We start from the raw sequence: 23702 nt of genomic DNA, 5'->3' as shown, positions 1-23702 counted from the left end.
AAATGTTGTATATTTATTTCTAATTAAAATTACGTTATTACCCAAAAAAAAATTTTTTAATTGATATTAATGAGATTATTCTTGCTCAGATTAATCATTAATAGGCGTGTTTACGATGCGAAAATTAAAGTTAGGTGTAGTTGGCTTAGGTTCTATTGCACAAAAAGCGTATTTACCGGTTTTAACGAAAGAAGAAAATTGGGAGTTAGTTGGCGCTTTTTCTCCTAATCAATCAAAGGCAAAATTAGTTTGTGATAGTTATCGAATCCCCCTGTTTAGCAATATTGACGCACTAGCACAGCAATGTGATGCTATTTTTGTTCATAGTGCGACGAAAAGCCATTTTGAAGTAATCAAGCGGCTATTAGAGGCAAACGTCCATATCTATGTTGATAAGCCATTGACTGAATTAATTGAACAATCCGAGCAATTAATTGAGTTTGCAGCGCGACGCCAGAAAATGTTAATGGTTGGGTTTAACCGCCGCTTCTCGCCATTTTATTTGGCAGTTAAACAGGATATTAAAAATATCACGTCTATTCGTATGGATAAGCACCGTATGAACAGCGTAGGGCCGAATGACGCTAGATTTACGTTATTAGATGATTATTTGCATGTTGTTGATACTGTAATGTGGATAGCGCAAAAAAATGTAGAATTAATCAGTGGTAGTATTCATAACACAAATGCTGGTGAGCTATTTTATGCAGAGCACCATATGCAAGCTGGCCAAAGTTGGTTAACAACATCGATGCATCGCAAAGCAGGAAGCCAACAAGAGCAACTTATTGTGGTGGCTGAAGACAGTATTCACCAAATAACCAATATGAACCATTGGTGGAACGAAAATGCCATTGGGATTAGCGAGAGAAAACCGGCTAATTGGGATTCGATTTTAGTTCAACGCGGCTTTGATGGTGCAATTCGCCATTTTATTGATTCTGTTTCAAATCAAACTCAACCGTTGGTCAGTGGCGAAGAGGGCTTGAAGGCTCAAAGAATGGTTGAAAAGATGATATCTACAGCGAATACAATCAGTGATTAATTATCTTCTATGTTAAAAGTCATTATCTATTTTATTAAGCAGTAAATTTTTAGTATCTCATTACTTTATAGGAACGCGAGATGATACATTTACAAGATAGTTCTGATGTATTGTTTGTTGCAGGATTTGGACCAATAGTTACAGATTATAAAAAAAGTCACTCTTTTTATCTTGAGTTGTTAAAGCTACCTTTAAAACCAATTGAAGAAGGGAGCCAATATTTAACTTGTGAGCAAGAAGGGCTAGAAGGTGTCAAACATTTTGCACTTTGGCCTATAGAGCAAGCCGCTCAATCGTGTTTTGGTCAAGGTGAATGGCCTAAAAACATACCTACTCCGCAAAGCTGGATGGAGTTTGAGGTTTCAGACATTGAAAAAATTACAAAAATTTGCCTTAAAGAAGGTTATGTCTTATTAGTTAATAACCGAATGGAACCTTGGGGGCAAACAGTCACAAGGTTATTAAGTCCTGAAGGTATGTTAGTTGGTTTAACCGTAACGCCATGGCTAAGGGAATAGCTTGTTTTTATTTGTAGTTAGAGATCTCATTTATCTTTGTGGATAAGAGACATTTATTAGTAATTGTTTATAATTTTGTTGTAGAACTTCATTTTAACTATTTTAGGAGGGGTTATGTATAAAACGATTCTGGTCCCTATCGACTTAACAGAAGATGAATTAACCAGTAAAGCAGTCCGTCACGCGGTTAATCTTGCAAAGCAATCCGGTGCTAAAATTCATCTTATTCATGTTTTACCCATTTCTTCAGCAATTATTAATGCGTACGCCTTAGGTTACATGGAAATCAAAGACCGTGCGACGGTGAAAGCGGAAGAAGACATGAAAATGTTAATGGATTCAATTGATTTACCTCATGATGATGTTAGTTATACTATAACGTTTGGTTCCCCGCGAGATGAAGTGATTAATACAGCAAAAGACATTAATGCAGATATTATTGTTATTGGTTCTCGTCGTCCAAATATTACAACTCATCTTTTAGGGTCAACAGCCGCGGGAATAGTGCGCTACGCGGAAACATCAGTACTGGTTGTACGTTAATAATTAGAGAAGAACCTGCTTATCGGGTGGGTTCTTTGTTATTTGATTATTTATATTGCCAATTTAATTAATTTTAGTACTCAAGTTAATTGATCTTACTTATAACAAGGTGAGTTTGAGTCAATATGGAAAAGTTTTCGCAAGAATTACTGCGTGTTGAACACTTTGTTCTGAGAGTTTTGCGTTTTTATTTACTCGCACTTTTGATTTTTTTTCTTGGCTTATTACCAGGTATAGTTGGTTTTTATTTTATTGAAGGTCACTCAGTTGTTGAGTCAATGCTTAATGCGTTGTCTATGTTGAGTGGACAAGCTATTGAGCCGGCTCCTATTACACGAGGAGGTCGTTTCTTTATTGCTATTTATGGTCTATTTTTACAAAGCGTTTTTATTATCAGTATTGGATTAATCGTAACTCCTTTTATTCATCGCGTTTTGCATAAATGGCATTTAGAAGAATAATTTTTGTTGTAATAGTAAGGGGCTTCACAGCTTTTTTTAGTGTAGTAAGACTATACTTAGAAGACTAAAAGGACAATATTCACCCGCTACGCCTAATAACCAAGTTGTAAAAATACACAACAATACAGCTTGAATAAAAATGTAAACATAACTAATAAGGGGCATCATATGTATAAAACAATTTTGGTTCCTGTGGATATATCTGAAGATGTACTAACAGATAATGCATTAAAACATGCTATTTATTTAGCAAAAATTTCAGATGCGAAAATTCACTTATTTCACTCAGTTCCGGATGTTTCAAGATTTTCAATGAGCTACAGTTATCATTATGATTTATTGTCCTCATTTGCTAAAAAAGCACTTGAACGTTCAGAAGAACAGTTAAAAGAAATCATTGAAAAAATTGATTATCCGTCAGACAAAATCTCTTATAAGGTTGAGTTTGGTTCACCAAGAGACAAAGTTTTATCAGAAGCTGAAGCTATTGATGCTGATCTTATTGTTATCGGCTCACGCAATCCAAGTATTTCAACGCATTTATTAGGTTCAAATGCCTCTGGGATTGTTTCCTATGCTAAGATTTCAGTTCTTGTGGTTCGATAAGATAAAATAGCCTGCTTAGCAGGCTATTTTTTGTCTATTAAAAGCGAACAAATCTAGGGTGTTTTAACCGCTTCTTTGGCTTGCTCAATTGCTTTAAGTGCTTGGCTACAAGCTTGCTCTTGTGCATCATCAGGGTAGCTAGCAAGGGCTTTTTTCGCTTCCTCTAATTGTGACTTCATTAATGCAATTTGTTCACCTGCATTGGCTTCATCTTTATATTGTTCTTCAGCTTGCTTAACCAGGTCGTTCATTTCTTTGAAATAAGTATCACAGGTAGCACCTGCATTTGCATTAAATGCAGTGAAAGCCATTAAAAGGCTAAATGCAATTGGAAGAGTTTTTTTCATCATATTTTCGCTTTTAAAATTCATAATATCGTCAGAATAACATCCCATATTCAAAAACGCATCACTCGAACACGTGAATGTTTTTAATTGATAAATTTTTACTGCATATTGAGAGTATTACTGTTAGTAACTCGCGGTAATAGCATAATTTGCAAAACACAAATGATAATCATTCTTGACTGTGTTCAATGTAAAAGTGTACATTTGAGTACACTTTGAGTAATGATGACAAAAGAGATGATTATGATGAACAAAAAGATGATAAAAACAGAAAGCTGGCCAATCTGTGAGATGAATGTATTTCCTTCAACGATGGATGAAACCCGTTTATGGTTAGAGGAAATGGATATGCTATTGGCAAGAAGAAATGAGTTTGTATTGATATATCCTCCGGTGGTTAAAAAAGAAAAACCATCCTTAGAAGATATGGAAAGCATGAAATATATACGTCGTTGGTTAAAAGATGCAAAAGAAGCGATGGAGCAACATTGTCGTGCTCTGGTTGTTACCCTACAACCTGACGGGCGAGATCAAGAAGAAATGGAACGAATGGCACCCATGCTGTCTGCGTTGTACGGCCCTCAAGTTTTAATCGCAAATAATTCCATGGCAGCCAAAGAACAAGCCCAATCAGTTCTAGCTTAGTCGGCTGTGGTTTTACTGATTTTACGGATATAACTAGCGATGATATCGACAGACATAGCAATTTGCTGTTGAATAAATTCATCGCTGGGCTTGAAATCAGCAATACAGAAAGTGGTGATAAACACATCTGCTTTTAGCATTTCTAGGTAGCGTGAAGAAATGCTTAACAATGTTTTTTCATCCACTTTAACGTCAGGAAGCAAAGCCAATTTTTGTGTCAACAGACGATAGCTTTTTACTGGACCTTGCTCAAAAAATGCGTGAGTTATTTCTGGGAAACGGTTGTATTCACCTAAAATTAACCGGTATAACCCAATGGATTCAGGCTTAAGCACATTCAATAAAAATCGAGAACCATAAAAAGAAAGTATGGACTCAATCGTATCCAGTGGTGGTGTTTTTTCGTCGGGCTCTTGAAAAATATCATCAATCATTGATGCAATAACCGCAGCAAATAACCCTTCTTTATCACCAAAATTTTTATATAAGGTTGAGCGAGAGCCCCCAGCACGTTCAATAATCATATCCAGAGTTGCGCCTTCAAACCCATACTGCAGAAAAATTTCAGTTGCTGCAGTGATCAACGCCTGATGCCGACGTTGGCCTTTTGGGGTTTTAGCTGTTAGAGGGCTATTCATGAATGGTTAATCCTACAATTTGTCTTCAATAAGAAAATAACATAACAAATTTTACGAAATAGTTTAAATCACGTTACCTCAATCACAGATTTACCTGAAAGAGATCATCATTTAAGCTGATATTTGTCTTTATGATATTTATAAAGATTAACATGTTTAGGTAGATATCTGAATGGTTGTCACAATGTTGGGGGCAAGATGACAGAGCATGTATTAAATGAGCAAAAAACAGACCAAGATGATCCTGTTAATCAGCAACGTGAGGTAACTCGGCTATGTATTGAGTGTGGTTTATTGTTATTGCAACATGGCGCTGAAAGTATGCTCGTTGAACAATTGACGACCCGTTTGGGTATTGCACTTGGAGCAAGCCAAGTCGATAGTGCTATTTCATCTAATTCATTAGTTTTAACCACTATAATTGATGGTCGCTGCTTAACGTCAACACGACGCATTATTGACCGCGGTATAAATATGCATGTTGTTACTGAAGTTCAGCATGCAGTCATCCTAGTCGAACATCATTTGTTAGACCGAAAACAATTAAAAAAGAAATTATTATCAATTAAACCGTTGCGTTATCCTCGATGGTTAATGGTGCTGATGGTGGCACTATCTTGTGCTTGTTTTAGTAGGTTGAATGGAGGTGGATGGGAGAGTGCGTTAATTACATTTTTAGCCAGCGGTTGTGCAATGTATGTGCGGCAAGTGTTAACTTCCCATCAAATGAATCCGTTAATTAATTTTTGTATTACTGCCTTTGTTGCTACCACGGTCTCAGGTTTATTATTGAAAATACCGTATTTGGCTGTGACTGAAACAATTTCGATGGCTGCCAGTGTATTGCTTTTAGTTCCCGGCTTTCCATTAATTAATGCAGTCGCTGATATGTTTAAAGGGCATGTTAATACAGGATTAGCGCGTTGGACAATGGCGAGCCTTCTCACTTTGGCTACCTGTATTGGGGTTGTGTTAGCAATGACAATCTGGGGTTTAAAAGAATGGGCATAGAATTTCTATTCTCTTTATGTGAGAAAATGCTATTAGCCGCTATACCGGCTGCAGGGTTTGCTATGGTATTTAATGTGCCTGTAAGGGCATTGAAATATTGTGCCTTATTGGGTGCTATTGGCTATGGCTTTAGAATGATACTGATGACATTAGGATTGCAAATTGAGTGGGCAAGTTTTCTTGCTGCAATTTTAATCGGTATTATCGGTATTCAGTGGTCGCGTTGGTGGTTAGCTCATCCTAAAGTGTTTACTGTTGCTGCCGTGATCCCAATGTTTCCAGGTATTAGTGCCTATATTGCAATGATTTCAGTCGTTAAAATATCGCAATTTGGCTATGACCCTGAATTAGTTGAAGTTCTAGTGACTAATTTCTTAAAAGCCTCTTTCATTGTTGGAGCCTTGTCTATTGGTATTTCTTTACCTGGTTTATGGTTATATCGCAAAAGACCAAGCGTGTAATTTTTAATGGCGTGGCTTACTGGCATTCTCGTTATGTGAGTAAGTCATACTTTACTTTTTACTAATAAGACTTAGATATCCTATTAAAGCTGCATAAATTCCGATATGGATGGTGAGCCATAAAATTGGGTCATCTCTGATATCATTTATGCTACTATTTGATTAGAATATGTGATATTTCTTCTTATGCATTAATGTGTTAGAGGAAAAACTAATGCATTTATATTAATTCTTCGCATATATTCTTATTAGTGGTGTTATTTTGAAACAATTTAGCTTGTCCAAATATTATCAATTCATTTTTTCGATTCTATTATTTCTTTTCTCTGCTTTTTCATTTTCCGCACCAAATTCGTTTACAGAAGCTAAAGTGCTAAGTAAAACGCAGGTTTATGCAGATCAAAATCATCAAGGAGAGGGAACAATATATTGTGGTTGCCAGTGGGAATGGGTAGGAAAAAGCGGGGGAAAGGTTGACTTAGCCTCTTGTGGCTACCAAGTGCGTAAACAACAGAACCGAGCTGAGCGTATTGAATGGGAGCATATTGTTCCAGCATGGGTGTTTGGTCATCAAAGGCAATGCTGGCAAAAAGGGGGGCGGAAAAACTGTGTGTCTAGTGACCCTATTTTTGGCCGAATGGAAGCAGATATGCATAATTTAGCGCCTTCTATTGGTGAAGTGAATGGTGATAGAAGCAATTTTAGTTTTGGGCAATTATCCACTAATACACCGTATCCATACGGAATGTGCCGTAGCCGAGTTGATTTTAAACAAAAAGTCTTTGAGCCAAGAGATGAAGCCAAAGGGCAGGTAGCCCGAGTATATTTTTATATGCATGACCGCTATAACTTGTCTATGTCACGTCAACAACAACAGTTATTGATGGCTTGGGATAATAAATATCCTCCAACCTCTTGGGAAATCAAGCGAGATAATCGAATCGCTAAGGTAATGGGGCATCATAACCCATTTGTGACAGGGGAGAAAAAATGGAATTTAAATCATAAAAATAGTGCAGAGGGAGTTAATATTTCACCAGTCTCACCCTTAAATCAGCCTCAAGTAATAGAAGATAAATCTATTGTATCAGATGCGGTTGAAATTAAAGGTAATCGTAATTCTAAAAAATATCATTTTTCACATTGCGCTAGCTTCAATACCATCGCTGATAAAAATGCCGTCATCTTCACTGACGAACAATCGGCTAAAGCCGCAGGTTTTGAGTTAGCGGGAAATTGTAAAATACGCTAATTATCCTTTCAAACCACAATAGTTAACTAACTGATTATTGTGGTTTTACTTTTTTTGTTTTTATGTGTGATAACGAAAAATTTAATAAACGCCCAAAATTTTGTTAGAAAAATGTTGCTTTATCAAAAAAAATGACGCTATATTTAAAGCAGTGAAAACTGCAATAAAAACATGGACTCATTGAGGCACAAAAAATATTGCAGTTCGTCATATTACTGTCACATAGATTCATTAGTTTAAAAGTATCGCTGTTACAGGAGAAACTAATGGGAAATAAGTGTTTGTACACGAGAATACAAAGCCGGTTACCACTCCATCATGAGATTTCCATGGTGAGATTGGTAACCGGTTTTTTTATTAGCCGAGTTATGGCATGGAGTTACAGCCACATAATAGATATTTGATATTAACTTTGAGCTTGAAGGGAGCTCGCCTCTGTTTTGAATAGTCCGTCATTTGAATTGACATCACTGATACCTGGAAGGGTTAATACTATGAGTAGACAGAAAGCTGCAACAAAGGCACGCCGTGAAATGAAACGTTCATCACGCAAAGATCGCTCAGGTCGTTTTGATATCAATAACGTCGCATCATTTGCTGAATTTACTGGCATTGAAGCTATCGGTATGGCAAAAGAACGGCGTGATGAATCCCCTATATTGCCCAGAAATGAAGCTCAAAAACTCTATATTAATTCCATTAAACATAAGCAATTAATTTTTGCGAATGGTGAAGCGGGATGTGGTAAAACTTACATCAGTACTGCACTTGCGGCTGATGCGTTAATTCATAAAGATATCAATAAGATCATTGTGACAAGGCCCGTTCTTCAAGCGGAGGAAGATCTCGGTTTTTTACCGGGGGATATGTCAGAAAAGTTTGCGCCTTACTTTCGCCCAGTCTATGACGTCTTGGTGAAAAGGCTCGGCGCATCTTTTTTGCAATATTGTTTGCGTCCCGAAATTGCTAAAGTGGAAATAGCCCCATTTGCTTATATGCGAGGCCGAACATTTGAAAATGCCGTCGTGATATTAGATGAGGCTCAGAATGTCACAGTCACTCAAATGAAAATGTTTTTAACTCGGCTTGGTGAAAATGTGACGGTGATAGTCAATGGTGATGTGACCCAGTGTGATTTACCAGAAGGTGTGTCTTCAGGGTTAGCTGATGCATTACAACGTTTTAGTAGTGATGAAATGGTTTCAATGGTGAATTTTACTATAGAGGATTGTGTGAGATCACAATTATGCCATAAGGCATTATTGGCTTATAACCACTAATTAGCATTGCTATTAACTATATGCCCCGCGATTTACCCACGGGGCATAGGTTAGACTCCTATATAGGAAGCCGATTAGTGATAGAGCATCTCATGTACGATTTGCTCATCTGTGAGGGTATATGGGTAATAAGTTGGCCAATTTTCTAGCTGACTTAATAATTTTTCCTGAGATTCATTTCCCATATATAGGTGAAAATGCCCCGAGGCTTGTGGTTCAATAATATGGTCACTAAACTGGATAAATTTAGGCGCTTTTGAGTTTGTATCTTTGCATTCAAATAAGTAACGAACGCCTTTTTTTCCTGAAGTATAATGAAGAATTTTGTAACCGGCGTAGTCATATTTACAGCTACTTACAGTACCATTTTGAGTAAACTCAATAACATCGTTTTCAATACCAATACTGTCAACATCAGTGGCATAACCTTTTTTATAATATTCACGATACTCTTCAACAGTTTTGTCTTTATTTTTCTTCGCTTTACTTTCTAGAACCTCATCAAGTTTTCCATTTAATAGTAATGGATTAACAGATTCCCAGATGCCTTGCCAGTCACTAAGAGATCTGTCTTTGACGTCAGTATCTTCAAAAATCCCTTTTGAAGCTTGTAGCGCTTTCTCTGATTGTGGATGGGAGTGACTATGTGAGCCATGAGCAACAGCAGTATAGCTAGTGAGAGCTAATGCAATATAAAGACTAGTTTTTAAAATTGCCATTTTGTACACAGTGGTTTTCCTATTTTTGTAGTGAATATAACGACCATAAAAACCATTACGTTATAACATAACATTAATGGGTATGAAAAGTATTTTAGGGCGTTTATTGTTGAGGAATATAATGGCTAACAACTTGATGAAGACAGGCAAGATCAGGAAATAAGTTCGCTTATTAGAATTTATAAACCAATAAGCGAACTAAATATTTGAAGTGAAGTTAATCGTCAGGATTATCCATTACAGCATGGCGCTCATGATGGTAACCTTCCTCATCATAGCCATATCGCCAGTAAGGGATCGCATAGATATCATCACGACCAAAACCTTTTTCACGACGAATATAACGACGCAAATCACGAATAATTTGGTCTTCACCCGCAATCCAGAAAGCGCAGTCGCTGCTTGGGATGTCCCAAGACTTAAATGTGCTAATTAATTCAGCGGTTTTGGTGATATCACCACAAACCCAAATCACCTCAACTTGTTCAGGTTTTTTTAGTTCTCTTACGTCTTTTGGGTTATCTAATCGTAGTACAACTTTGCCTTGGGCATTCGCTGGCATTTTTTCTAATAATGCGGCGATAGCGGGTAGGGAACTTGAATCACCAGCCATGAAGTAATGTTGTCTGGCAGGTAATAATGGGTCTGGGCCACCTGGGTTGGTAATTCCCATCCAATTTCCTGGTTTTGCATCCCGAGCAAATAGATATGCAGGACCAGTTGCGCCATCATGCATAGCAAATTCAATATCTATCTCGCTAACTTCTGGACGGATGGCTCTGACGGTATAGGTACGAACAAATGGGCGAGGTTTGTCTTCTGGCCAGCTACGGCCTTCTTTACTTAGGATAGGGAGTGCGGGCTGGCTGATTAAATCAGGGGCTAAAAATATTTTCAGGTGCCCACCTTCACAATCTGTTGGGTATGTATTGAGTCTTTCACCGGTGAAAGTAATACTACGAATAGATGGGCTGATATCGGTTATGGATTTGACTTGAATGAGCTGTGGTGGAGCCGGGCGGTAGATGTTTTTTTCAACAGGTTGTTCAGTGGCCACGGACGATCTCCTTTATTAATGATAATTTTATTATATGGTAATTATTATCATTATCATGAATAAACTTGCAAGTTGCAACCGCTAGCGGATGATTGGGGGCGGATATTTATATAGAGAGATTCTCAGCAGTAGAGAGGGCAATTCACGGTGATGAATCGTTAATTTTAATAAAAATGCCGTATGATTTTTAGCATACGGCATATCGAACGGTAAATTACTTCACTTTCATTCCAGCGGCTGTCATCATCAATTTAAACACTGACGAAAATGCAAATAAAGCAAGTACACTTCCGAACCAGATAATGGCCATCCAACCGAGTTTTTTCCACCAAGGGGAGGCTGCCACGTTATCAGTGGTAGCCTTGTTCTGGGGTAATTTTTCCTCTGAAGACATAGTAACTCCAATAGGTATAAACCAAAATAACAGGAATAATGAATAACGCACCCACTAACATAAAGCCTAAACTTTCGGATGGGCCTGCGGCATCACGGAAACTTATTGCAGGTGGAATGAGCGTTGGCCAGATGCTGATACCTAGACCAGTAAACCCAAGGAAAATTAACATTAAAGCCGCTAAGAATGGCACGCTGTCATGTTGTTGGCGCTTAGCGTTTTTTAGGATCAACCAAGTACAGGCTAATACCAGTAGCGGAACAGGTAAAAAGAAGAACAGGTTCGGCAGTGAGAACCAACGCTCAAAGATTGCCTCATTTAACATTGGGGTCCAGAAGCTGATTACCGCAATGACCGCTAACATCAGTAATGTTAATGGTTTTAGAACGCGATACATTGTGCTACGTAAGTGGCCTTCAGTTTTCATGATTAACCAGCCACAAGCTAGTAGTGCATAAGCGACCACGAGGCCAAATCCGCAAAATAGTGGGAAAGGTGCGAACCAATCGAAGTAACCCCCCATGTAAACACGGTTTTCCACATGGAAGCCTTGGATAAAGGCACCAACTACCACACCTTGAACAAAGGTGGCAAAAATTGAACCCCAAATAAAGGCGTGATCCCAATGGTGGCGGTGTGATTCGTCCGCTCTAAAGCGAAACTCAAAGGCGACGCCACGGAAAATCAAGGCCAATAACATGAAAGTTAACGGAATTGACAGGGCATCAAGGACAATCGCATAAGCGAGAGGAAAGGCGCCAAATAAAGCGGCCCCACCTAAAACCAACCAAGTTTCATTGCCATCCCACACAGGGGCAACGCTATTCATCATCAGATCACGGTCTTGGCTATCTTTTAGGGCTGGATAGAGAATACCGATCCCCAAATCGAAACCATCCATAACAATATACATCAACATACTAAATACGATGATGACAAACCAAATGAGAGGTAAATCAATGCCCATGAGCTGCGTCCTCCGCGATACCTTTACGAATTAATTTCATCATGTACATATAGCCAATCCCGAAAACACCGCCATAAACGACAAAAAAGGCGATTAAACTGATGCTCATGTGCATTTCACCATGTGCACTGACCGCATCAGAGGTTCGTTGTAGCCCATAAACAACCCATGGCTGGCGGCCAATTTCTGTTGTAAACCAACCTGCAAGGATGGCTATCAGCCCAGAAGGTGCCATGACGAACATAAAGCGCAGGAAGGTTTTGGATTCATACAGATTTTTACGATAACGCAGCCATAAACCCCAGACTCCAGCCGCTATCATTAATAAGCCCAGCCCGACCATTACACGGAACGACCAGAACACCATAAACACGTTCGGCCTGTCTTCTGGCGCGTATTCTTTTAATGCAGGCACTTGTTTATCAATACTATGGGTTAATATCAGGCTCGCAAGATACGGAATTTCGATGGCATATTCGGTTTTTTCTTTCTCTTGGTTTGGAATACCAAACAAGATTAGCGGGGTGGCTTCTCCGGGTTTGTTTTCCCAGTGACCTTCCATTGCGGCAACTTTAACTGGTTGATGTTTAAGTGTGTTTAGGCCGTGAGCATCACCGATTAAAGCTTGGACAGGGGCTAACACTAAAATCAACCACAGGGACATGGAAAACATTTTTTTCATGGCACTGGATTTATTGCCTTTGAGTAAATGCCATGCCGCAGAAGCACCAATAAAGAATGCCGCAGCAAGGAAAGCAGCCGTGGTCATGTGCAATAAACGGTATGGAAACGATGGGTTGAAAATGACGGCCAACCAATCAACGGGGACGATACGACCATCGATGATTTCGAAACCTTGCGGTGTTTGCATAAAACTGTTAGATGCCAAAATCCAGAAAGTGGAAATGATGGTACCTAATGCAACCATGCAGGTGGCAAAAAAGTGCAGTTTTTCACCCACTCGGTTCATGCCAAACAGCATGACACCAAGGAAACCGGCTTCAAGAAAGAACGCGGTTAATACCTCATACGTGAGCAATGGGCCGGTAATTCCACCCGCAAAATCTGAAAAGAAACTCCAGTTGGTACCAAATTGGTATGCCATCACCAATCCAGAAACAACGCCCATTCCGAAATTAACCGCAAAAACTTTCGACCAAAAATGGAACAGTTTTATATAGTCCTCGTCACGAGTTTTAAGCCATAGACCTTGTAGCACCGCAAGGTAACTTGCTAGCCCAATAGTAATGGCTGGAAAAATAATATGAAACGAGACCGTAAAAGCAAATTGTATACGGGCAAGTTCCAGCGCAGTTAGTCCAAACATATTGACCCCTGAGTGGATATGTTAATGGCACGCAATATTTAACGTTTTGATGAGAGCAATTGAGGCGCTAATCCCTAGCAAAAGGAATTGCTCACACCTGAATGCAAAATAACCGCAATTCAACGAAAAATTTTTTGTGCTTATAGTTAAAAAAAAGTCAGGTGAATGTGTGGATAAGTAGAACATGAGACGATAAACTATAATAGTAACAATTATTGGGATATTAACTATAACAGTTGAGGCGGCTATGACGAGATACGAACAATTAGCAGCGCAAATTCGTCAGCAAATTGAAGACAATATCTGGCAAGTGGGCGACAGATTACCTTCATTGAGGGAAAGTGTTAAACAGTCTGGTTTAAGTTTAATGACTGTTGTGCAAGCATATCAGTTACTTGAAAGCCAAGGATGGGTCGTTGCTCGGCCGCAATCAGGGTATTACGTGGCAAACCGCAATAATGCATTTGCTGCCGCAAAAGGAGGAAAAGGGCTACATTTGAATGAAAATGTAGAGATTAATGCCTCTATTTTTGGTGTCCTACAAGCTTGTAAGGACCCGAATATTATCCCATTTGGCTCTGCATTTCCAGAACCCGCCTTATTGGATGATCCAAAACTCGCGAAGTCTCTTGCGTCTGTTGCTAGGCGCTTATCGAAATTTAATACCCCGGCTAATTTGCCTCCTGGTAATGAACAACTGCGTCGTAACATTGCTCAGCGTTATGCAACCCAAGGGATCCATGTCGCTCCGGATGAAATCGTGATTACAGCAGGGGCAATGGAATCTTTAGTTTTGAGTTTACAATCGGTGACTCAGCCCGGGGATTGGGTCGTTATCGAATCTCCTGCATTCTATGGTTCACTTCAGGCAATTGAGCGGTTAAAACTTAAGGCCATTGCCATTAAAACAGACCCGTTATTTGGTATTGATCTTGACGCATTAGAGGATATTGCGAGCAAATATCCAATTAAAGCCTGTTGGCTAATGACGCATTATCAAAATCCGTTAGGCGGAACGATGCCGCAAACAAACAAAAGACGTCTGGTCGATATCCTTAATAAGCATCAAATTACTTTAATTGAGGACGATGTTTATGGGGAACTTTATTTTGGTAGCAAACAGCCAATACCCGCAAAGGCACTTGATACTAAAGGTAATTTCTTTCATTGTTCTTCATTTTCGAAATGTTTAGCACCGGGGTATCGTGTGGGTTGGGTGGCTGCAGGCCAACACGCGACAAAAATTCAACATTTACAAATGATGAGTACCGTTTCTGCCAGCGTTCCCACGCAATTAGCTATTGCGGAGTACTTATCATTAGGGGGATATGACAGCCACCTTCGTAAACTGCGTTTAACGATGGAACAGCGTCAGCACCAAATGTTGAGTGCAATAGCAAAATACATGCCTCAGTCAGTAAAAGTTAATACACCAAAAGGTGGGTATTTTTTATGGCTAGAGTTTGAACCGCCGTTTAATGCAATTCGGTTGTATCAACTCGCACTAAAAGAAGGTATCAGTATCGCGCCGGGGAGCATGTTTTCCACAAGTGACCAGTTTAATCATGCATTTCGTCTTAATGCATCGTTTACATGGAATGAGAGGGTGGAGGAAGCAATGAAAACTTTAGGTCGTTTATGTCACTTTTTAATCAATGAGAGGCGTGATTAGTCACATTATCATCGTTAATTCATTGCCCTGAAAGATTAACTTTGCCAATCTAGGTATAAATCTAAATGTGTTAGCAGCAACAGACGGGAGGTAATGTGAAAATAAAATGTTTTGACATAATGGAATTACCTATCCTTGATTGGAATGATGGTGCGGGGGCCAGCCAAGAAGTGTTTTGCTGGCCGGTTGCATCGGATTATTCATTACGCGCAAGCATTGCAACCATTAACCAAGATAGCTATTTAAAGCGCTATGCAGAAGGGGAAAGGCTGGTGGTATTGTTGAATGACCAGCCGCTTCTTTTAACCGATACCAAAGCGTTTGAGCATCGCCTAGAGCGCGCAGGTGATCACGCCCAATTTTCAGCTCAGCAATTTTGCGCGGTAAAAGTCTCAGAGCCATCAGTTAAGTTAATGAATTTTATTTTTCGAGATGATAGGTGGGTGGCTATAAACTATTTCATCACTGAAGATTGTAGATTACCCGCCAACCAAGCGGGGTTAGTCTACGTGCTCAATGGCGAATGGGAAATTTCAGGGGCAAATTGCCATCATATGGCGCAAGGACAGGGAGCGTGGTGGTTACCTGATATCGGTGAAGGAGATATAAAACCACTTAGCACCGATAGCAAGTTAATCTGGATTGAGTTATTACCCCGCTAACTGGTTGCTAAACCGATAGCGGCTAGCGTTAGCATTCCACCTGCAACACCTTCGGTTATACGACGTTTTTTATCATTATAAGCTTGTTTATTATGCATGGATGCAAATAATGCACCTATTACGCCGTAGATCAAGACACACGAAAGTATAAAAGTGGCTGAAAGTATCAAGGATTGGACAGCGACACTTTCTGTTAGCTTAATGAAATTCGGTAAAATAGCAAAATACACCAGTAACCCCTTGGGGTTAAGAAAGCTAGTTAAAAATGCTTTACCCACGACCGCCTTTGTTGACACAGTTTGAATTCTTAAGTCTCCGGCTTTCATTGCAGATAACACCATGCGAATAGCAAGGTAAGTGACATAAGCGACCCCAACCCATTTAATGGTGTGGAAAATCATGGGTGAAGCTGCAACAATCGCCGCTAAACCAAGTGCAGCCAGAATCGCATGTGCCACATAACCCAATATAATACCCAAATTCGCTTTCAAGGCCGCTGAGGTTCCTCCTGATAATCCTTGTGCGGAAATAAATAGAATGTCTGGGCCTGGTGTGCAGACTAAAGGGATCACGGTTGCGCTAAATAAGAGTAAGTTCTGTAACTCCATTTCAATTCCTCATTATTGTTCATTGTTATTTTCACGCAACTGGCCAGTAGCGATAAAATTATAGCGATAATCCAATGATATTGGATTTTTTTATTGCTTTAAAACAAACAAAAATTGGTATTTAATATCATTAATTAATATAAAATTGAGGTGGAATGCCAATGAAGGAAAGTAGACTAAAACTGGATGCCATTGATAGGCATATCTTACAAGTATTACAAAGAGATGGAAAAATTCAGAATATTGAATTAGCTAAAGAAGTGGGGCTTTCCCCGTCACCTTGCCTACGTCGCGTGAAATTACTTGAAGAGGCTGGGGTTATCAAACGTTATGTAGCGGTGTTGGATGGCAGTAAAATTGGAGCTGGCCTTTCTTTATTTGCTCGTATTTGGTTTAAAACACAGGATGCTAAAACCATCAACCAATTCGTTGAAGACATTAAACAGATGCCTGAAGTCGTCGAATGCCATCTAATGGCTGGGGAATGTGATGCACTGATCCGTATTGTGACGGAAGACTTAGCTTCATATCGTCGTTTCCATGCGGATCATTTAACACAAATTAGTAGTATTCAAAGTATTAAGACGGAGGTACCAATGGAAACGGTTAAGGTTACTTATGCTTTACCACTTTGATGATAATAGCTAATAGAACGATAGTGACAAATTGAAAATGCTTAACGATTAATTTTAATTATATAAATTAAATATGATAAAAAGGATAAATAGTCACTATGCTTTATTTGTTGGGGAGATTTATTTTTATAAGATAAAAATAAATAATAATACAAAAATGAATAGATGAACATTTTTTGAATTTTAATTTTACAAATTGAAATATTATTATGATTATTTTAATGTTAACAGGTTAGTTTTATTTTATTTTTAAGTGTTGTCTAATTGGCTATTTAGTTTTTATATAGCGACTTATTTGATGAGATTATTCTCATATAATGAGAACGTTGCTGAGTAATAATTTGGCTATGCTGGCAGTATCAGCTAATTGGTTGATATATAAATAATGAAAGGAAAGTTTTTTTGATCTTGCGCAACATCATATAATGCCACTAACTTATACTGCCATTAATACTAAATCAAAATAAAATAATGCGAATATTTCTTATTTAAAAAATATTTTCAATTTAATCGGTAATGATGTGAGTCTTTATAAGCATTTTTCTAATTGTCACAGGTATTGTCATACCCGTCTATTAATTGATTATTTGCGATCTGAGTCCAATTGAAAATTCAACGAATAATAGGAACTATTTGCTCATAAATTGAAGGTAAATTTATGATCTATCCTATTACAGATAGAACAATCTCTACAGTAAATAACCAAAAGTTTAAGCGTTATGCTATTCGCTATTTGGATATTGAACAGCAAACACAGCAGGCAATTATCGAATATGGACTTAATTTTGAAGACCCTTTTGCACAGCAACATGAGATTGAACAACTCAAACTAGATATAAAAAGTAAAGGCGCAATTTTTGCGAATAATGGAAAGAGTATACATTGTAATTGGTTATCAAGTGCTTGTGTACAATGCCGTACAGGGGAAGGGAGCCACACGACATTTTTGTCCTTAAAATGCCACCGCGATTGTTACTTTTGCTTTAACCCAAATCAAGAAAATTATCAGGAATTTCAAGAGGAAATGCGTGATGCTATTGGTGAAGTTGATGCGATAGCAGAACAAGGCTATCCACTTACCCATATCGCATTAACAGGAGGGGAACCTTTACTTTTTCGCCAAGAAAGCATTGCGTTTTTCCAAGCAGTCCAACAGAAATTACCTTTAGCTCATAGCCGTTTATATACAGCAGGTGATCCATTAGACCGTAATACGGCATTAGCTCTAGCTAAAGCTGGTCTACAAGAAATCCGCTTTAGTATCAAAATTGATGATCCTAAAGAACGAATTACTAAAGTTTTACATCGCATTACTTTAGCTCGCGAAATTTTTCCAACTGTAATGGTGGAAATGCCCGTGATCCCCGGTACAGAACCGCAGATGTATCAATTACTTACTCAGCTTGATGATATTGGTATTGATGGTATCAATTTATTAGAGTTTTGCTTTCCACTAACAAATAGCGAGGCTTATCAAACTCGCGGGTTCATGCTTAAAAACCCACCTTATGAGGTGTATTACAACTATTGGTATGCAGGTGGATTAGCTGTCGCACAGAGTGAACTAGCCTGCCTCCGTGTTCTTAAATTTGCACTAGAAAATCAGTTATCTATTGGAGTGCACTACTGCTCTTTAGAAAATAAGCATACTGGGCAAGTGTACCAAAGCAATGCTTTTTTTGAACACAACGAACAAATAATAGGAAAGCATTATATTTTTTCCTCTCGGGATTATTTTTTTAAAAGCGCCAAAGTTTTTGGTGACGATTGTGAAAAAGTGGCGGTTTTATTGAAAAACGCAGGCGTTTCTTATCATCAAGAATTGTTGCATGGATTTTTGCAGTTTAATCCTGAAGCAATTTGCTTATTAACCCCGCTAGCCAAACTACCTATTGCATTGACTTCCCACATTATTGAGCCCGATGAACAGGGCAATCCTTTAATTAAAGAAGTGCGAGTTGAACTCACCACACCCACTGAATTTTTATTGACTGACCTGTAGGGAAACATTTATGACCAATGATGACCAAATTTTAGATTTTCTTTATGCGCGTCAATTTGCTTATGACGTATTACGGCGCTTGTTTATGGAAGAACCGACGCCAGAATTATTAAGTTATTTAAGTGATTCAGGGTTGTTGTTATTCCCCTGTGATGAAGCATTACCTGCAATGAAAAATGCGATAAATGAGATGCATAAAGACTTAAACAATAGGCGGATACAAGCCAATAACGAAGATTTCGAAAATTTGCATTGGGATTTTACTCGCTTATTTATTGGCCCAGAAGCCCCGCCGGCAGCGCCATGGGAATCAACGTATGTTTCTCGTGACAAATTGTTATTTCAAGAAAGTACCTTAGCAGTGAAGTCTTTTTATGAACAGTATGGCGTTCACTTGCCAGAAGGTGATATGGAAGCCGCTGACCATATTGGTTATGAGTTAGATTTTATGTGGCATTTAAGTCTGCGTATTACTGAAGTTATTGATAGAGAAACTGAAAATGTTGATTGGACTAAAGTAAACGCATTATTGCTCGGGTCTGCGACATTCCTGAATACCCATTTATTGGCTTTTATTACGCTATTTTGCCGCTCAATGCATAACCATGCAGAAACCGTATTTTATCGTCAATTAAGTTCATTACTTGAACTTTTTTTACGCAATGATATTAAAAAAATCAATGAATTAGTCAATTTATAATAATAAAACAAAATGAAGAGGTAAGAGCAATGTCAGAAAGACAGAAAATAGCCTTAAGTCGCCGTTCATTTATAGCTTGGACATCAGCGGCATCAGTAATGGCTACGTTACCGCTGAGTAAGCAATTATATGCGGCAACACCAGAGGAGGAAAAAGCAGTTGCACAAGCCACTGATGCAGTGACTCAAGGGAAATGGAAACCCGTAGCCTGTTGGCATAACTGTGGTGGCCGCTGTGTTAATAAAGCATTGGTGGTCGATGGTGTCGTTGTTAGACAAAAAACAGATGATGTGGTTGCAGATTCTCCTGATTTCCCACAACAGCGAGGTTGTTTACGTGGTCGTTCACAACGTAAACAAGTTTTTGGGGCGGATCGTCTGAAATACCCCATGAAGCGTAAAGGCTGGGCCCCGGGTGGTGGGGACAAAAGCTTACGAGGACGGGACCAATGGGTGCGCATCAGTTGGGATGAAGCATTAGATATTGTGGCATCAGAGTCGAAACGTATTAAAGAAAAATATGGTAACGAGTCTATTTGGATCACGGGTGGTAACGGTGTTGATATCCAAAACGTTTACGCCAAAGCGGGGGGTTTTGTTGGGGATTGGGGAACAACTTCGTGGGGAGCATGGTTTGAAACACCAGCCCATTTAGGATTACTTGAAGGATTTTATACCTTTGGTACCAATGACCGTTTTGATATGCGTAACTCCCAGTTGATCGTGATGTGGGGGGCAAACCCAGCGTGGAGTAGCCCGGGTAGCCCAACCTATAATTATTATCAGGCAAAAAAAGCTGGGGCTCGCTTCATTAGCATTGACCCAAGTTATACGACGACGGCAGAGTTAATGGATGCAGATTGGTACCCCATCAATCCGGGTACTGACCATGCATTAGCACTGGGTATTATGTACGCACTATTAGAAATGGATAGCCCTGACAGTCCGTTGATTGACTGGGATTTTTTACGCCGTTGCACAGTTGGTTTTGATGAAAGTAATATGCCCGCAGGCGCAGACCCGAAAGGGAACTTCAAAGATTATCTATTAGGCACCTATACGGGAGAGCCAAAAACACCTGAGTGGGCCTCTAATATTTGTGGGCTGTCAGTGAGTGATATTCGCACTTTGGCACGTGAAATCGGTGGCACTAACCGAGTCGCATTGCTTACAGGTTGGGCACCTGCTCGAATTCATAATGGTGAAGGGTGGGTGCAAGCATTCTCAACCTTAGGCTTTATGACTGGCCATATGGGAAGGCCTGGCCGGATGACAGGGGTTAGTTGCCATTTCGCTGCTGGAAATAATGGCACGCGGCTCGTTATGGCGGGAGCAAGTGGGCTACCTTCAGTACCAAACCCAGTCAGTTTAAAAATCAATCACAATGAGCTTAACCGTGCATTATTAGAGAAAAAATTCCGCCAACGTGGTGTGGGAGATGTCGATGCAAATATCCAAATGATCATTCATCCATTCAATGCCACGTTACAAACACGAGCCAATATTTCGCAAAGCGTTGAGGCCTACCGTAAAGATGTGGAATTGGTTGTGACCGCAGCGTATGTTCCGCATACTTGCGCCAAATATTCGGATATTGTCTTACCGGTGACGACTGAATGGGAGCGTGAAGGAACCATATTAAATCCAAGTAACCGTGAAGTTATGATAGCTGCGGTGAATGTAACGCCACCACTTTATGAAGCGAGAAGTGACCAATGGATCGCCAAAGAAATAGGTAAGCGTCTAGGTATTAATGTCGATGAAGTTTTTCCTGTTTCGGAAAAACAACAATTTTTCAATAAACTCAATGGTGCAACAATCATTGGTGAAGATGGTAAGACAACAGAACCATTAATCACAATCACTCAAGCGGATATTGATGAATGGCAAGTAACAGGCAAGCCACAACAGGGGCGAATTACCCTCAATGAATTTCTTACTGTTGGGAAATACCAAGTAAAACGGACTGCTGGTGATAACTATGGCTATATTGCCTATGAAGATTTCATTCGCGACCCACAGGCCAATCCACGACCAACACCAAGTGGCAAATTTGAAATTTACTGCCAAACATTAGTCGAAAAAGCCGATGAGTGTGGCTGGACTAAATTACCACCAATTCCTGAGTATATTCCGTCTGCAAGTGGTTACGAGGCTAGCTTTAGCGATTTCTCGAAGAAGGAGAAAGGGGATTACCCATTCCAAATCTATAATCCACACTATTTACGCCGCTCTCACAGCACGCTTGATAATGTGCCTTGGTTACGTGAGCAGTGGCCAAGCCCAATTTATATCAATGCGTCTGATGCGAAACGTTTAGGTATTAAACACGGTGAAACTGTGTTGATAACGAGCCCACAAGGGAAGATTGTGCGCCCTGCATTGGTGACACAAACGATGAAGCCGGGTGTGGTCGCACTACCCCATGGCAGTTGGATCGATGTTGACGAAAAAACAGGGATAGATATGGCGGGGGCCGACAATACGCTAACCATTCAAGTCCCTACAGGGCTTGGTACATCAGGGTGGAACACGATGCTATGTAATATCGAAAAATGGCATGGTGACCAGTTAGTTCCAGATGCAGCAATTCCACAGCGTATTATATTTTAGGGGGCAATAAGAAATGGATAAACAAGTCGGATTTTATATTAATGTTGCCACTTGCATTGGTTGTAAGACCTGTGTTGTTGCATGTAAAGACAAAAATGACCTTGAAGTCGGGCGCAACTTTCGCCGTGTGTATGATATTGAAGTGGGGGAGTATCCACGTCCTCGGACTTGGCATTTGTCTATTGCCTGTAACCATTGTGATGATCCGCAATGTGTAAGTCATTGTCCTACCACCGCAATGCACAAACGAGAGGAAGATGGCGTTGTCTTAGTCGACCATGATAAATGTGTGGGTTGCCGCTATTGTACGTGGGCTTGTCCATATGAAGCACCTCAGTTTGATGCCAGTATTGGAATGATGACTAAGTGCGACACTTGTCTTGATCTCCGTGAAAAAGGAGGAAATCCAATGTGTGTTGATTCTTGCCCTATGCGTGCGATTGAGTTCGGTCTAATTAGCGAATTACGTAAAAAATATGGCTCGAATGCAGATATTGCCGGGCTACCTAGCTCAAGTATTACCAAACCGAACCTAGTTGTCGGTACAAAAGGATAAGGAGAATTATCATGCATGAATTTCCGTTGGTGATTTTCACCTTATTTATGCAAGCTTCTGTGGGGTGCTTGTTAGTTTCATTAGTATGCTATTTTCGTGTGCTTGAAGGCGGAAATAACCTACAAAGCGTCCAGTTTATTAAACTGCCTGTTCTAGCTAGTTTTGTTCTGGGCTGTGTTGGGTTATTGGGTTCATTATTTCATATGGGTAACCCGCTACACATGTTTTATACCATGTTGCATGTATCGACCTCATGGATGAGTCGCGAAGTGTGGGCGACTGCAATTTATATGGCGCTATTATTTTTCAGTGTCGCGCTGCTATTGCTGAAACAAAAAGCGAACGCGCTGCTACTGTTGCTTAGTGCGTTAGCAGGTATTATCTATATGTACGCAATGTCAGCATTGTATGCTAACACCTTGTTTAATCTCTGGAATGGCTTATTTACCTACGCCAGTTTCTTTGGGGCGGTATTACTGGTTGGTGGCGTGATAGCGGCATTATTACTGGTAGGTTCTTTACGTCGCAATGATAAAGAAGAGCAATTAAAGCGCGTGGTTAAAATTACACTTGGTATTGGTGTTATTGGGATCTTACTTATGCTGCTGGGCGCATTATCTCTACTCGGAAATATCGGGGAGCCTATTTATATGGGAATGACGCCGCGTGAACTACCTGAGGGTTTAGTGAACTTAAGCATTGTTAGAGTCATACTTATTGCATTAGGAGTCTTGTTTGTTGGCCGTTTACTGTGCCAAAAAAATGGGCGCAATGTGAATGCAACATTCGTTATGTCACTGGCAACACTCTGTATTTTTGTCGGAGAAGGGGTTGGCCGAGTGGTATTTTTCTCACTGGGTGGTTAATGCCTTTAGAGGCAAAATGATATTTACCTCTAATTATATCATGTTTACCAATAATGTTAACCGAGGGGAAGCTCCCTCGGTTTTTTTAGTTCTCTTCACTCTCAATGAGTCAATAACC

Annotated in this window: 26 protein-coding genes; 18 read left to right on the top strand and 8 right to left on the bottom strand. The window is 39.6% G+C overall.

The features are described from left to right. Nucleotides 1-115: 115 nt before the first annotated feature. From P3L40_RS12360 to P3L40_RS12340, 5 genes are all read left to right on the top strand, one after another. Complete coding sequence (locus P3L40_RS12360; RefSeq protein ID WP_140170545.1) at nucleotides 116-1045, top strand: Gfo/Idh/MocA family protein; 930 nt, start codon at nucleotides 116-118, stop codon at nucleotides 1043-1045. Between the two features lie 80 nt (nucleotides 1046-1125). Continuing rightward, nucleotides 1126-1563, top strand: coding sequence for a hypothetical protein (locus P3L40_RS12355; RefSeq protein ID WP_004263976.1), 438 nt, complete (start codon nucleotides 1126-1128; stop codon nucleotides 1561-1563). A 114-nt stretch (nucleotides 1564-1677) separates the two neighbouring features. Then, a complete protein-coding gene (locus P3L40_RS12350; protein ID WP_004263978.1) occupies nucleotides 1678-2106 on the top strand; it encodes a universal stress protein in 429 nt (142 codons plus the stop codon). A 125-nt stretch (nucleotides 2107-2231) separates the two neighbouring features. Then, nucleotides 2232-2567 carry a hypothetical protein gene (locus P3L40_RS12345; RefSeq protein ID WP_004263981.1) on the top strand — a complete coding sequence of 112 codons (336 nt, stop codon included), beginning with the start codon at nucleotides 2232-2234 and terminating at the stop codon, nucleotides 2565-2567. A 168-nt stretch (nucleotides 2568-2735) separates the two neighbouring features. Then, nucleotides 2736-3173 (top strand): universal stress protein, encoded by a 438-nt coding sequence (locus tag P3L40_RS12340; RefSeq protein WP_004263984.1) that lies wholly within the window; start codon nucleotides 2736-2738, stop codon nucleotides 3171-3173. Nucleotides 3174-3226: 53 nt separating this feature from the next. Here P3L40_RS12340 and P3L40_RS12335 read toward each other — a convergent pair whose 3' ends face one another. Next, nucleotides 3227-3520, bottom strand: coding sequence for a DUF5339 family protein (locus P3L40_RS12335; RefSeq protein ID WP_036958707.1), 294 nt, complete (start codon nucleotides 3518-3520; stop codon nucleotides 3227-3229). Nucleotides 3521-3763: 243 nt separating this feature from the next. Between P3L40_RS12335 and P3L40_RS12330 the strand changes: the two genes are divergently transcribed. Then, nucleotides 3764-4165 (top strand): hypothetical protein, encoded by a 402-nt coding sequence (locus tag P3L40_RS12330; RefSeq protein ID WP_050763787.1) that lies wholly within the window; start codon nucleotides 3764-3766, stop codon nucleotides 4163-4165. On the opposite strand, the gene P3L40_RS12325 is transcribed toward P3L40_RS12330, so the two are convergent. After that, entirely contained in the window at nucleotides 4162-4803 is a 642-nt protein-coding gene (locus tag P3L40_RS12325; protein ID WP_094962483.1) for a TetR/AcrR family transcriptional regulator, read from the bottom strand. The two genes, P3L40_RS12330 and P3L40_RS12325, sit on opposite strands and share 4 nt — an antisense overlap. A gap of 198 nt (nucleotides 4804-5001) precedes the next feature. Between P3L40_RS12325 and P3L40_RS12320 the strand changes: the two genes are divergently transcribed. The 4 genes from P3L40_RS12320 to phoH all read left to right on the top strand — a co-directional run bounded on the left by P3L40_RS12320 (nucleotide 5002) and on the right by phoH (nucleotide 8807). After that, nucleotides 5002-5814: a threonine/serine exporter ThrE family protein gene (locus P3L40_RS12320; protein ID WP_004263992.1), complete on the top strand. Its 813-nt coding sequence runs from the start codon at nucleotides 5002-5004 to the stop codon at nucleotides 5812-5814. Beyond that, nucleotides 5805-6275, top strand: coding sequence for a threonine/serine exporter (locus P3L40_RS12315; RefSeq protein WP_112307410.1), 471 nt, complete (start codon nucleotides 5805-5807; stop codon nucleotides 6273-6275). Before P3L40_RS12320 ends, P3L40_RS12315 begins: the two co-directional genes overlap by 10 nt. Nucleotides 6276-6573: 298 nt before the next feature. Beyond that, nucleotides 6574-7527 carry an endonuclease gene (locus tag P3L40_RS12310; RefSeq protein ID WP_226616991.1) on the top strand — a complete coding sequence of 318 codons (954 nt, stop codon included), beginning with the start codon at nucleotides 6574-6576 and terminating at the stop codon, nucleotides 7525-7527. A 494-nt stretch (nucleotides 7528-8021) separates the two neighbouring features. Next, on the top strand, nucleotides 8022-8807 hold the full coding sequence (gene phoH / locus P3L40_RS12305) for a phosphate starvation-inducible protein PhoH (RefSeq protein WP_094962486.1): 786 nt from the start codon (nucleotides 8022-8024) through the stop codon (nucleotides 8805-8807). A gap of 74 nt (nucleotides 8808-8881) precedes the next feature. On the opposite strand, the gene zinT is transcribed toward phoH, so the two are convergent. The 5 genes from zinT to P3L40_RS12280 form a co-directional block, all read right to left on the bottom strand. Further along, the gene (gene zinT / locus P3L40_RS12300) at nucleotides 8882-9526 is read right to left on the bottom strand and encodes a metal-binding protein ZinT (protein WP_136135202.1); all 645 of its coding nucleotides are present in this window, start codon (nucleotides 9524-9526) and stop codon (nucleotides 8882-8884) included. Between the two features lie 217 nt (nucleotides 9527-9743). Next, nucleotides 9744-10583: a siderophore-interacting protein gene (locus P3L40_RS12295; RefSeq protein WP_094962487.1), complete on the bottom strand. Its 840-nt coding sequence runs from the start codon at nucleotides 10581-10583 to the stop codon at nucleotides 9744-9746. A gap of 214 nt (nucleotides 10584-10797) precedes the next feature. Continuing rightward, entirely contained in the window at nucleotides 10798-10977 is a 180-nt protein-coding gene (locus P3L40_RS12290; RefSeq protein WP_050763788.1) for a DUF2474 domain-containing protein, read from the bottom strand. Beyond that, nucleotides 10934-11944 carry a cytochrome d ubiquinol oxidase subunit II gene (gene cydB / locus P3L40_RS12285; RefSeq protein ID WP_210852573.1) on the bottom strand — a complete coding sequence of 337 codons (1011 nt, stop codon included), beginning with the start codon at nucleotides 11942-11944 and terminating at the stop codon, nucleotides 10934-10936. The genes P3L40_RS12290 and cydB overlap by 44 nt, the downstream gene beginning before the upstream one ends. Further along, entirely contained in the window at nucleotides 11934-13271 is a 1338-nt protein-coding gene (locus tag P3L40_RS12280; protein WP_140170537.1) for a cytochrome ubiquinol oxidase subunit I, read from the bottom strand. The genes cydB and P3L40_RS12280 overlap by 11 nt, the downstream gene beginning before the upstream one ends. A 247-nt stretch (nucleotides 13272-13518) precedes the next feature. Between P3L40_RS12280 and P3L40_RS12275 the strand changes: the two genes are divergently transcribed. Both P3L40_RS12275 and P3L40_RS12270 read left to right on the top strand, forming a co-directional pair. Continuing rightward, on the top strand, nucleotides 13519-14943 hold the full coding sequence (locus tag P3L40_RS12275) for a PLP-dependent aminotransferase family protein (protein WP_004264022.1): 1425 nt from the start codon (nucleotides 13519-13521) through the stop codon (nucleotides 14941-14943). A gap of 95 nt (nucleotides 14944-15038) precedes the next feature. Further along, complete coding sequence (locus P3L40_RS12270; RefSeq protein WP_226616984.1) at nucleotides 15039-15605, top strand: HutD family protein; 567 nt, start codon at nucleotides 15039-15041, stop codon at nucleotides 15603-15605. On the opposite strand, the gene P3L40_RS12265 is transcribed toward P3L40_RS12270, so the two are convergent. Continuing rightward, nucleotides 15602-16213 (bottom strand): LysE family translocator, encoded by a 612-nt coding sequence (locus P3L40_RS12265; RefSeq protein WP_094962493.1) that lies wholly within the window; start codon nucleotides 16211-16213, stop codon nucleotides 15602-15604. The two genes, P3L40_RS12270 and P3L40_RS12265, sit on opposite strands and share 4 nt — an antisense overlap. Nucleotides 16214-16368: 155 nt before the next feature. Here P3L40_RS12265 and P3L40_RS12260 point away from each other — a divergent pair, with 155 nt between their 5' ends. The 6 genes from P3L40_RS12260 (at nucleotide 16369) to P3L40_RS12235 (ending at nucleotide 23584) form a co-directional block, all read left to right on the top strand. Beyond that, nucleotides 16369-16848, top strand: a complete 480-nt coding sequence (locus tag P3L40_RS12260) for an Lrp/AsnC family transcriptional regulator (RefSeq protein ID WP_004264035.1) — start codon at nucleotides 16369-16371, stop codon at nucleotides 16846-16848. A gap of 658 nt (nucleotides 16849-17506) precedes the next feature. Further along, the gene (locus tag P3L40_RS12255; RefSeq protein WP_110591634.1) at nucleotides 17507-18850 is read left to right on the top strand and encodes a radical SAM protein; all 1344 of its coding nucleotides are present in this window, start codon (nucleotides 17507-17509) and stop codon (nucleotides 18848-18850) included. A gap of 10 nt (nucleotides 18851-18860) precedes the next feature. Continuing rightward, a complete protein-coding gene (locus P3L40_RS12250; RefSeq protein WP_210852575.1) occupies nucleotides 18861-19550 on the top strand; it encodes a molecular chaperone in 690 nt (229 codons plus the stop codon). Between the two features lie 29 nt (nucleotides 19551-19579). Continuing rightward, nucleotides 19580-22162: a molybdopterin-dependent oxidoreductase gene (locus tag P3L40_RS12245; RefSeq protein ID WP_210852577.1), complete on the top strand. Its 2583-nt coding sequence runs from the start codon at nucleotides 19580-19582 to the stop codon at nucleotides 22160-22162. Between the two features lie 13 nt (nucleotides 22163-22175). Further along, nucleotides 22176-22718 (top strand): DMSO/selenate family reductase complex B subunit, encoded by a 543-nt coding sequence (locus tag P3L40_RS12240; protein ID WP_004264054.1) that lies wholly within the window; start codon nucleotides 22176-22178, stop codon nucleotides 22716-22718. 11 nt (nucleotides 22719-22729) lie between these two features. Then, on the top strand, nucleotides 22730-23584 hold the full coding sequence (locus P3L40_RS12235; protein WP_110591637.1) for a dimethyl sulfoxide reductase anchor subunit family protein: 855 nt from the start codon (nucleotides 22730-22732) through the stop codon (nucleotides 23582-23584). Nucleotides 23585-23702 lie beyond the last annotated feature (118 nt).

The organism is Providencia sp. PROV040, assembly GCF_032706145.1.
Lineage (GTDB): Bacteria > Pseudomonadota > Gammaproteobacteria > Enterobacterales > Enterobacteriaceae > Providencia > Providencia hangzhouensis.
This window is presented reverse-complemented; position numbering and strand designations above follow the sequence as displayed.